This is a genomic window from Kushneria aurantia DSM 21353 (genome assembly GCF_000382245.1).
Taxonomy (GTDB): Bacteria; Pseudomonadota; Gammaproteobacteria; order Pseudomonadales; family Halomonadaceae; genus Kushneria; species Kushneria aurantia.
On record NZ_KB907896.1, the window covers coordinates 1 to 3,699 of the forward strand.

Genomic DNA, 3,699 nt, shown 5'->3' on the forward strand with positions numbered 1-3,699 from the left:
CACCACCTGGGGTGAGACGCCGGGCAGTACACTGTCAACCCAACGGCGAAAGGCGGCTTCGAACTCTCCGGGGTTCATCAGTCCAAAGAGGCGCGCGAAGGTATCGTGCGAGGGAATTCCGTTGGGCAGGGTAAGGTACTGGCGCAACCATGGCAGCTTCTCTTTGGCCCAGAACTCGATCTCCTCGAACGTGTCAGTGCCGACCAGAATGCCGCAGGCCGCCACGGTCAGCACCTCCGGCAAGGAGTGCTGAACCTTGCTGGACTGGCGAGGATCGGTGACGGCGACGAAAACATCCATGATGGGCTTCGGGGACTGGGTCATGAGGGAACTCCGACCAAATGCCTCAGCTATACCGATTCACACGCGATTCTTCAAATGCGATCGATTATCGACGTGCGATCGCCCTGGGCTTCACCGTGGGGATCAGCAACCCAAAGGATCTGCTGTTCTTCGGCGCCCTCTTCCCCAACTTCATCGACCTGGGTCAGCCACAGTGGTCGCAGTTCGCGATTCTCGCGCTGACATGGGTCACGGTGGATCTGGCGGCGATGACCACCTATGCCTCGGTAGGCTCTACGGTGAGCCGCTGGTTCGGCACGCCGCGTCGTGTGCGGGTCTTCAACCGCACCACCGGCGGGCTGTTCGTGGCAGCGGGCGGTGCGCTGGCCACGTCGCACCGCTAGATTTGGCTGACCCCAGGGCCCGAGATCGTTGAAGCGCCGTAGCCGGATGGCTTGACGCTAGCAGCCAAGATGTCGCCCCTGCCACGTGGCGGACATTACCGGTGGGCGCAGCACTGCCGCGCACTCGCCCCCGGGGTCGCGCACGCTGGGGTAGACGATACCGTCTCCACGGTCTTCCCGGATTTGCCGACCGAGCGCCTGCGCCGCACGCCAGTCGTCGGGATCGAGCAGTGGCGTGGCATCAGGAGCGCCTCGCAGGTCATGCAGTCTGCCCTCCAGGTTGGAGAGATAAACCCGCTGCTGGAGCTGCATCGGTGGTTCGCGGGAGTCGCGCAGGAATCGCTCGGCATGATATCGCGTCTCGGCGATGGCGGTGACTTCGCTCAGTGCGCAGTAGTAGACCCCGAAAGCGCCATCGCTGAAACGCGAGCCCTGGCCGTTGAAGTGGCAGAAAGCCGCCATGACAGGGCTCCAGCCCGGGCCGTAGCGCCGATCCTCCTCACGAACCATGTGAATGGCCCCGGCTTCTTCACGCAACCGGGCAGAGGTCTGCCCTTCAAGCAGATCGAGAAGGTCCCGATCATCGGGCGTGGCCACTCGCTCGAACAGGTCGATAGGCGGGAATCGGGAAGGCACGATGCGATAAGCAGGACGCCACTGTACCGTCGAGCATGAAAACGTCATGCATGGCCGCCGCCCCGGGCGGCATCGAGATACTGACGCACCACGTAGAGATCCGAGACCAGGCCGCTACGCAGTCGCTCCAGGGGCGCCTGCCCCGAAAAAAGCGGGTTGCTGTTCGGCCGACGTAGCCAGCTGTCCGCCGCATCGCTACGGGGCAGGAGAATTTGCAGTGCCTCGTAGATCCCCAGGATCAGCGACATGCGCTCCAACTGGTTCACGTCCAGAGTGGCTTTCTCGGGTTGCTTCTGCCAGCGACGGTATGTCGAACCGGGCACGCCGAGCAGCAACGCGGCCTCCTGCTCCTGAAGCTGCCAGTCCCTGGCGATATTGGGGTAGGTGCGCATGGCCGCAGCGCTCATATCGTGACGCTGATCGCGCGACATCTGAGTAATAGCCATGGCGCCCTCTTTTTCAAATGGCGGTTTATTCAGATTATTCGCCATTTGATACCTCATGTCACTTTGGGACCGCACTCTTCGTTCGCCATCCGAAGAACAAGAGGAGAAAAGCGGGGGAAGAAAAATTCACGAAAACTAAAGTTTTCAGTGCCTTGCAGGAAAACCCGGAAAGGCTGGGAGAGCCCTGTACGATCGCGGTCTCTGATCTGGGCAGAAACGTTGCATTTTATAGGGACACACTAGCAGCCTGTCGGGCGGATCTCTCCATGACGGACGAGGTTATGTCCGAAGAGATGGCAGCAATCTGGCCGCTATCTGCCTGGCTCTCCCGACAGGCTCGAGATTGCCCTCTCGTAGCACGCCCATGACGGCCCCATCGATAAGCAGTTGAAAATCGCAGGCGAGTTCGTAGCTCGGTGAGTGCCCGGCTTGCTCGAGCACTCGAGCAATGATCTGTATCTGTGCCAGCTTGTGCTCTCTGGCGATTCGATGGGTCTCGCTACCGCGGTCGGCAGCTTCCACCATGGCGTTGATGAAGGCACAGCCCCGAAAATCGGCTTGTCCGTAGCGCTCGGCGATGACATCGAACACACCGAGGGGCGAGCTGTCATTGGCGGCGATACCCGCCTCGAGTGATGCCAGGGCGATCTCATTGCGGTGACGTAGCGCGGCATGAACCAGCGCATCCTTGCTGTCGAAGTGACGATAGAACGACGCACGTCCTACGCCGGAGGTTTCTATCAACTCGCTGATGCCGACCGTATTGATGCCTCGTTGATAGAACAGCGCTTCCGCCGTCGCTATCAATCGCTCACGAGCCTGTATCGCCATGGTCTTCCCTCTCTGCGATCTTGACACCGGATGGTAATGATCAGTACCGTTTCATGCAAACGGTACTTATCGGTTCCGTAACAGGGCTGGCATGTTGCGGTCGCTATCGCTCTGAGAAGAGCATATTCGGAGATGAAAAGGCTCATGTCGCAAGTCGCCACACTCGCTATCACGGCAATGCTCTTGTTTGGCTCTCCGGGGCCGGGACCGATGACCATCGTGGCGACATCCGCCACCTTTGGCGTCCGCAAGACGCTCTCACTCTATGCGGGCATTCTGACCGGGCTGGCGATCTCGATGGTCGCCGCAGCCCTTGGCCTGGCAGCGCTACTGGCAGCCTGGCCTGGTGCAAAGCTGACACTGCAAATCGTGGGCGGGCTCTACGTGCTCTACCTCGCCTACCGCATCGCGTCCACGCCACTCGACACCAACGCAGCCGAAGGCGCCCGCCTGACGATGCGCGATGGGGTTCTCCTCAACGTGCTCAACCCCAAGTCCTACGCGGTGTTACTGGTGATCTACTCTCAGTTTTTACTGCCGCTATCGCCGACGGCTATCGCTTACATTGCCACCATGGGGGTTTGCCTCGCGGTTGCCGTCTTCACCAATATCTTCTGGATGTGCGTCGGTGGCGCCATTCGACCGCTCGTGCAGCGTCCTATCTTCTCCAGACTGCTCCGCCTTACCTTCGCACTGCTGATGATCGGGGCGGTCTCCTGGGCTTTCATTCAGAGTTGAGTCCCTATTCATCATCCGACTGGGCCTTGGCCAATAGTGCAGGTGCCGACATGGATCTTGTCCCAGCGCCCAACACAGCCCAGCGGCTCGATATCGGCCAGGATCTCCGGTTGGGCGGCATCGAGCTTGTCCGGTCGCAGCCGCCACACCATCTCGCCAATGGCGGCGTACTGGCGTTTGCGGATCTCGTGATCGAGGTGCTGGGTCTCCTGGTTGTTCAACTGGTGCTTCGAGCAGGGCTACAATGCCCAGGCGGCAGTCGATACGGACAGCCTGCTGGTGATAGCCGGGGCGGTCACCCAGGCCTGTAATGACAGGGAGCAGGTCGAGCCGATGCTCGAGCCACTGGCGGCCCTGCCGGA

The 3,699-nt window shown here is 60.7% G+C and carries 7 protein-coding genes; 2 read left to right on the forward strand and 5 right to left on the reverse strand.

The annotated features are described in order from the left end of the window. Positions 1-324: ISAs1 family transposase (locus tag H146_RS19740; protein ID WP_019951087.1), on the reverse strand; the 324-nt coding region annotated here is incomplete at its 3' end. Positions 325-341: 17 nt separating this feature from the next. Between H146_RS19740 and H146_RS19745 the strand changes: the two genes are divergently transcribed. Continuing rightward, entirely contained in the window at positions 342-686 is a 345-nt protein-coding gene (locus H146_RS19745; protein WP_019953020.1) for a LysE family translocator, read from the forward strand. A gap of 57 nt (positions 687-743) precedes the next feature. Here the strand turns inward: H146_RS19745 and H146_RS19750 are convergent, their stop codons facing one another. The 3 genes from H146_RS19750 to H146_RS0116675 form a co-directional block, all read right to left on the reverse strand. Then, positions 744-1,370 carry an RES family NAD+ phosphorylase gene (locus H146_RS19750; RefSeq protein ID WP_051091044.1) on the reverse strand — a complete coding sequence of 209 codons (627 nt, stop codon included), beginning with the start codon at positions 1,368-1,370 and terminating at the stop codon, positions 744-746. Continuing rightward, positions 1,367-1,768 carry an MbcA/ParS/Xre antitoxin family protein gene (locus tag H146_RS0116670; protein WP_026352070.1) on the reverse strand — a complete coding sequence of 134 codons (402 nt, stop codon included), beginning with the start codon at positions 1,766-1,768 and terminating at the stop codon, positions 1,367-1,369. Before H146_RS0116670 ends, H146_RS19750 begins: the two co-directional genes overlap by 4 nt. 279 nt (positions 1,769-2,047) lie before the next feature. Next, complete coding sequence (locus tag H146_RS0116675) at positions 2,048-2,599, reverse strand: TetR/AcrR family transcriptional regulator (protein WP_019953023.1); 552 nt, start codon at positions 2,597-2,599, stop codon at positions 2,048-2,050. A 144-nt stretch (positions 2,600-2,743) separates the two neighbouring features. Between H146_RS0116675 and H146_RS0116680 the strand changes: the two genes are divergently transcribed. Further along, the gene (locus tag H146_RS0116680) at positions 2,744-3,337 is read left to right on the forward strand and encodes a LysE family translocator (protein ID WP_169433498.1); all 594 of its coding nucleotides are present in this window, start codon (positions 2,744-2,746) and stop codon (positions 3,335-3,337) included. Positions 3,338-3,348: 11 nt separating this feature from the next. Here the strand turns inward: H146_RS0116680 and H146_RS21530 are convergent, their stop codons facing one another. Continuing rightward, positions 3,349-3,558: a hypothetical protein gene (locus tag H146_RS21530; RefSeq protein ID WP_019953025.1), complete on the reverse strand. Its 210-nt coding sequence runs from the start codon at positions 3,556-3,558 to the stop codon at positions 3,349-3,351. Between the last annotated feature and the right edge of the window lie 141 nt (positions 3,559-3,699).